This is a genomic window from Nocardiopsis salina YIM 90010, from assembly GCF_000341025.1.
In the GTDB taxonomy this organism is placed as follows: Bacteria; Actinomycetota; Actinomycetes; order Streptosporangiales; family Streptosporangiaceae; genus Nocardiopsis; species Nocardiopsis salina.
The window spans coordinates 1-5,775 of the sequence record NZ_ANBF01000116.1; the positions used below are offsets into that span (position 1 = coordinate 1).

Genomic DNA, 5,775 nt, shown 5'->3' on the forward strand with positions numbered 1-5,775 from the left:
ATCCTCAACCTCACCGACGGGCGGCGTGCGGACTGCGGTTGTGAGTGCGTCGGCTACCAGGCCCATGACCATGTCGGTGTCGAGCACCCTGAGCTGACCATGAACAACCTGGTGAAGTCGGTGAAGTTCACCGGCGGCATCGGTGTCGTAGGCATCTTCCTGCCCTCCGACCCCGGAGCTTCGGACGAGATGTCCCGCAACGGCCGGCTCGACTTCGAGATGGGGACGTTCTGGTTCCAGGGGCAGAGGATCGGTACCGGCCAAGCGCCGGTGAAGGCCTACAACCGGCAGCTGCGCGACATGATCCACCAGGACCGCGCGAAGCCGTCCTTCATCGTCTCCCACGACCTGCCGTTGCAGAGGGCACCGGAGGCCTACGAGCACTTCGACAACCGCGAGGACGGCTGGACCAAGGTGGTACTCAAGCCCGCCATGACGTGAGCGGCGCCGCTGGCCGGCCCGTCGACCACGCAGGCCCGTCCGCCTGGTCGAGATACTGCGGGCACACCTGAAAGAGCATTTGGCGAACCGGTCGTTCCGGAGCTTGGATGAGCTAGAGCGGGTACTACCGTCCCATCTACGCTCGGTCCAGCGGCGGCCCGCGGGTCCCGGTTAGGCACTGTTTTTTGGAAGTGCGAGCGGAGCGGGGTCTGCCCTGGCAGGGTGCGTAAACGTGCCCGGACCTCATGTACTCACCGATGCCGCGTGGACCCTGCTCGCCACGCTCCTACGCTCCAGGGACGGACGGACCACCAAGATTCTCCTGCTCGCCGATCAACACAGGCGCCCCCTGGTACTGGCCACGACCCTGGTCCAGCACGTTGGACCGCCCCACGTCGACCCGATGTGACAAGCGGGCCGCGATCTACGACGGGACCGTGCAGGTGGCCTCAATCCGGATCTGGCTCCGCGACCTGACCCGTCAAAAAACACCGACCGCCTAGGGACTGCCGGGGCCTGGTAAGGCGGGTTGTTTGGGCGGGGTATCTGTCTATATTCTTGCATTTCGGCGGCCCTCCGTAGATTTTTCCCGGTATTCGACTCCGGATTCCTCGGGAGAGCCGCTCACTCGGGAGGCATGCGCCCCTCATTCTCGACAGCCATAAGGGGCAAGCCGGATTCGGGGATTATAGACCTGCATCTCCGCATCGGGTCCCACCAAATCAGAAAGGCAAAGTTTTGGCGGAAGGCGAACGGCGCAAAGACCGGAGCGAGGGCTGCCTCACGGTCGGAGTGCTCGCAGATCCCGTTGCCATGCCCGTTCTGATCGGTGAACAACTCGCTGAGGACCTGCCGCAGTTGTTGACCGACCAGCTCGACTCGGAACAGCCCTGGGACGCGCAGGTACTCCGAGAACGGCTCCCGCCGAGCGACAGCCACCACACGGCGATGATGGAACTTGCCGAGGACAAGATGGCCGAGCACGGGTGGGACATGGTCGTGTGCGTGACCGACCTGCCCATGCGCAGCGGCAAACGGGCCATCATGGCTGACATGAACAGCAGCCGACGTGTGGTCGTGGTCTCTTTGCCGGCTTTCGGGGCCATGGCGCTGCGGCGCAGGGTCGGTGCGGTCGCGGCCCAGCTCGTCGCCGATATCCATCGGCCCGGCACGCCCCAAGAGGGCAGCGCGCAACACCGGCAAAGGCGTCTTCCTGTTCTGTCGGGCCGTTTCCGGCGACAAACCCCTGACCAGCCCGGGGTCGATGCCCGGATCTCCTCGAGATGGGGGGTCGCGCGGTTGCTGCTGGGGATGGTGCGGGCCAACCGGCCCTGGCGCCTGGTCTGGAGCCTGACAGGGCCGTTGGTCGGTGCCTTTGCCTTCAGCGCTTTCTACCTGCTCAACTCCACGGTTTGGGAGATGTCCACCACGCTGTCGGCCTGGCGCCTGGTCCTGGCAGCCGTGGGAGCGCTGACGGTGATGACCGGGTGGCTCATCGTCTACCACCAGCTGTGGGAACCGGTCGGGGAGCGGCCCCGTGTCGAGCGTGAACAAGCGGTGCTGTTCAACGCGACGACGATTCTGACCTTGGGTCTGGGGGTGGCCTTTCTCTATGCGGGCCTGTTCGCCGTCAACACCGTGGCCTCACTGGTTCTGCTCTCGCCGGACATCCTGCAGTCCTATGTCGCTGGGCAGGTCAGCGTGGGCACATACCTGCTAATCCCGCTGTTGGTGACGGCTGCGGGCACGGTGGCAGGTGCTATCGGTTCCGGTTTCGAGAGCGAGGAGTCGGTGCGCACCGCCGCCTTCAGCTTGCGCGAGCGCGAGCGGCGCGAGGCCTTCCGGGAAAAGCACGAACGGCGTCAGGGTCCTTTGGAGGGAGACGAAGAGGGTTCCTGAGCAGGGTGGAAGCCGGACATCTTCCGATAATCACAGGAGGTGGTGTAGAACACACTCAAGCTCGCGCAATAGATCGAGTTGCGTGGGCAGGGATTGTCCGAAAGCAACAGTTGCCGGTTCTTCGAAGTGTGGGCGTGCAACTGCTGACCGCAGGAGACCTGGAGGTAGCCATGAGCAAGGAAGAGAAGGGTCAGAGCAAGGCCGAACAGGCCAAGGGCAAGATCAAGGAGACGACCGGCAAGGTGGCCGGCAACGACAGCCTCGAGGCAGAAGGCAAGGCCGAACAGGCCAAGGGCAAGCTGCGCGAAGGCAAGGAAGACGTCAAGGACACCGCGCGGGGAGCTGCCGACAAGCTTCGCGGCGAGGGCGACGACGGCCGGAACTGAGCTCGGTTTCGAGCGGTGGTCGCAACACCCGGCGTTCCTGGAGTTGCGACCACCGAGGTCTTTCACAAACTCAGCAGCACTGCGCTCCAGTAAAAACCTCTTGGAGAACGATAAGGAAATGATCCTGGCTCGTCCACAAACGCTGATGAACAGCGTCACGTTTTTGGGTGCGGCGGCGGACCATCTGACCGATCGCGGCCCAGCGCACAATCGCCCCGGAAACCGCCGGGTCGCGCTCCTAGTCCCTGGCAAGAAGCCGGTGGGAGGTCAACCACACCAGCGCGCTCTCCACCACCCTCCGCGGGATCACCGCGAACCGTCGACCTTCCTCGCGCCCACCTGGTTCCGGAGGGCTCCGAGACCACTGCGTTGTTGCCAGGGGGAGGGTAAGTGCACCTGCGAGCGGTGAACACTTCGACAGCCGCACCGATGCCACGGTCCCAACGCTTCTGGGGCGAACCTGCACCATTCGACGACGAGGCTGGCCCTGCACTGCGCTAACGGTTGCCCGGCCTCATCGACTGACTCGGCTCCCTCCCGGATCAGTTCGACGCGCTGCGTTGGAGGAGACCACCTGGAACCGGCTCAGATGTGGTCGGACATCCAGTGGTTGCCGGCCACGCCGCTTTCGGTCTCGCTCTCGGTGGACTCGAGTTCCAGGTCCCACCCACGCGCAACCAACCAAGCCCGGACATTCGCCCTCTCGTGGCGCAGACGGTGATAGTCCTGGCGGGAGCGCTCATGCCTGGGTCCCTGTGCGCTCGACTGTCTGAGAGCACGCGCCGCCTGCGCGATACGACGTTCGTAATACACATCGACCACCGCTACGGCGTGCAGGTGGCTCAGGTAACCACGTTCCTGCCAGGCGGACAGATCACGCGCATGCAGTTGCGCCAAGGCCTCTCCCGTGCTGCGCGCGCTGCTGCCCGAATCACGTGTTTGCCGATGGGTGTTCAGGGTCTTCTCCAGCCAGCCTGCGAGGAACTCCTCGATCGCTGCACACGCGAGGGCTTCCACGTCGCGAGTGTCCCCGTCTTGCATAATTGATGCCATCCCCCCTGCCGTACCGATTCTATGATAGACCGCCCGCGAGGAGCCGGGACGGGCGAAGCGCTCGAAATTTTGGCGGTCAGCTTCCCGACCGAAGCGGACTTTAAAACAGCTCAGGATAAGCGGGGTTGCGGTGAGCTCACTCCTAAGATCCGGAACCGATCTCCTCACATGGAGGACCCGGAAGGTCAACGACAATTTGCTTTGACGTGCTTCCGTCCTAGGGCGAATAGGGGTGATTCGAGTTTATGCCGCTGGTGAATCGGCTCGTGGCGGCAGGATTTTGCACCGGGGAGCCAATGCGTTGACCTGCGACCGGAAAGAGCGTCAGGGAACTGTCAGTGAGTACATGTCTACGGAGGTTCCATGATCGCCAAGCTCGCCGAGATGGGTGTCACCTCGCAGATGGCCTACACCGCGGGCGCGGCCAGTATCGGGCTCTCGGTCCTGAGCTGGGTCGCGTCCATGCAGGCGGAGAGCGCCGGCACAGAGCGTGCGGACCGGTGGGGTCTGTTCATCGGTGAATGGGCGCCGACCTTCTTCGCTCTGGGGGTGGCTCTGCGGTTGGAGGAGAAATCCGCGAAGTGAGTCTGCCCCGGGCCCGGGAGAGGATGTCCCGGGCCATTGGCGTGTTCGGGGCCCCTTTCGGTGCAGGCCGCCGGAGGACGAGGGTCTACTACGCCCACGTGGCCGCGAGGTCCCCGCGCAAGCAAGTGTGAACTGTCCCACGAGCGGGGCATGGCGGTCGGCAACTGGTGTCCCACGCGCGGGAAGGGCTGTGACGTCTCCCAGCCGCCGTGAAAATCCCTCAGCAGAAACCTTCGACCTGAGCGGACACACGCTCCCCGCTGGTCGAATCTGGCTCCGTCGCTGTAGAAGTCACCGAACTTGGAGACCCCAGATACCCCTGCCGTCCCCATTGCTTGACCAACCTCCCCCACCGCTCTTTGCGGCCGAAGTGGTCAGCGATTTGCCCGCCCGTCGGCAGGGAGCCATCCGGTTGATGGTTCTCCAGTGCCCACGTCCGGGCGTCCCGCTGCATCTGCGGAGGGATGCGCTTGCCTCTTCCCTTCTCGCTCTCAACGCTTCGGTCATCGCCGACAACCCCAGTTGGCACTACTTGCAGGTACGGCCGTTCCTGATGTTCGTCCGAAGGAGTCGGAACCTGATCGTCGCCCTCTGGGCTCTCGTCGTCGTGCGTATGGTCTGCGTCCGCACCGCGTACGCAGCGCGCGGCCGTGCGGAACTCGCGCATGAGCAACTCATACGCACCAATCAGCGCGAACGAGGGCCAGGCGTGGATGATGCGCGACCACATGGTGGGGTCAGCGACCGCGACGTTGGCCGCCAGCGAGGCGCCGGACCCGATGATCAACAGCGCCCAGGACAGGAATCCGCCCTTGCGGCCGTTGCGGGCATCGCTCAGCAGCGTCATGGAGGAAGCGACGATCATGCCGTCGACCGAGAGCGGGAACAGCGCCGCCCGCCACTCCGGTTCGCCATGGCGAAGGGCTAGCTCGTACATATGCGAATAGCTGACGACGGCCGCGATCAGCGCCAGCATCAGAACGGAGACGATGGTGGTCCAGCGGGACCAGCGGGAAGTGCCCATCGCAGGTCACCGCCCGTCCAACGCGAGTTCGGTGGAGACCGTGAGGGGCATGTACGTAACCGACAAGTCCCCCCTCGGACACGAACCATTCCACATGGAGATGGTCGAGACTTGGTGCGGGTCGAGGTTTACCTCGGCCCGCACTTTTTCGTGCGCGGCCGTAGCGCAGCCGTGGACCGATCCCCTCGCGGAGGCCCGTTCCGCAGAGAACGGCCTCACCGGCCGGGGCTGTGGCGGCCGAGGGCGAACCACAGCCGCATGCGCTGTTCGGCATCGGACAGGTCCACACCCAGGTCCCGCTCGATCCGGCCGATCCGGTAGCGGACGCTGTTGCGGTGGACCCCCAGGTCTGCCGCGGCTCGGTCCCAGTTGCCGTGGCGGGCGAGC

The 5,775-nt window shown here is 64.6% G+C and carries 6 protein-coding genes and 2 pseudogenes (1 of these 8 only partly in view); 5 read left to right on the plus strand and 3 right to left on the minus strand.

From position 1 onward, the window contains the following. From D474_RS33335 to D474_RS0112415, 4 genes and pseudogenes are all read left to right on the plus strand, one after another. Window positions 1-441 (plus strand): annotated as a pseudogene (locus D474_RS33335) (aldehyde dehydrogenase); the annotation flags it as partial. 232 nt (window positions 442-673) lie between these two features. Beyond that, window positions 674-850, plus strand: coding sequence for a hypothetical protein (locus tag D474_RS32260; protein ID WP_161628672.1), 177 nt, complete (start codon window positions 674-676; stop codon window positions 848-850). 404 nt (window positions 851-1,254) lie between these two features. Next, window positions 1,255-2,340, plus strand: a complete 1,086-nt coding sequence (locus tag D474_RS0112410; RefSeq protein ID WP_017613882.1) for a hypothetical protein — start codon at window positions 1,255-1,257, stop codon at window positions 2,338-2,340. 134 nt (window positions 2,341-2,474) lie between these two features. Beyond that, window positions 2,475-2,726, plus strand: a complete 252-nt coding sequence (locus D474_RS0112415) for a CsbD family protein (RefSeq protein ID WP_239647054.1) — start codon at window positions 2,475-2,477, stop codon at window positions 2,724-2,726. A 585-nt stretch (window positions 2,727-3,311) separates the two neighbouring features. Here the strand turns inward: D474_RS0112415 and D474_RS0112420 are convergent. Next, window positions 3,312-3,743 (minus strand): hypothetical protein, encoded by a 432-nt coding sequence (locus D474_RS0112420; RefSeq protein WP_152476759.1) that lies wholly within the window; start codon window positions 3,741-3,743, stop codon window positions 3,312-3,314. A 399-nt stretch (window positions 3,744-4,142) separates the two neighbouring features. Between D474_RS0112420 and D474_RS0112425 the strand changes: the two genes are divergently transcribed. After that, window positions 4,143-4,364: a hypothetical protein gene (locus tag D474_RS0112425; RefSeq protein WP_017613885.1), complete on the plus strand. Its 222-nt coding sequence runs from the start codon at window positions 4,143-4,145 to the stop codon at window positions 4,362-4,364. A 220-nt stretch (window positions 4,365-4,584) separates the two neighbouring features. Here the strand turns inward: D474_RS0112425 and D474_RS0112435 are convergent, their stop codons facing one another. After that, window positions 4,585-5,388 (minus strand): DUF2637 domain-containing protein, encoded by an 804-nt coding sequence (locus D474_RS0112435; RefSeq protein WP_017613887.1) that lies wholly within the window; start codon window positions 5,386-5,388, stop codon window positions 4,585-4,587. Between the two features lie 215 nt (window positions 5,389-5,603). Beyond that, window positions 5,604-5,775: pseudogene (locus D474_RS28525) on the minus strand (PucR family transcriptional regulator ligand-binding domain-containing protein); it runs 1,403 nt beyond the window's last position.

Bases quoted from the DNA above. Each gene is read 5' to 3' on its own strand.
- D474_RS0112410 (WP_017613882.1), top strand. From the start codon at position 1,255: ATGCCCGTTCTGATCGGTGAACAACTCGCTGAGGACCTGCCGCAGTTG.
- D474_RS0112425 (WP_017613885.1), top strand. From the start codon at position 4,143: ATGATCGCCAAGCTCGCCGAGATGGGTGTCACCTCGCAGATGGCCTAC.
- D474_RS0112435 (WP_017613887.1), bottom strand. From the start codon at position 5,388: ATGGGCACTTCCCGCTGGTCCCGCTGGACCACCATCGTCTCCGTTCTG.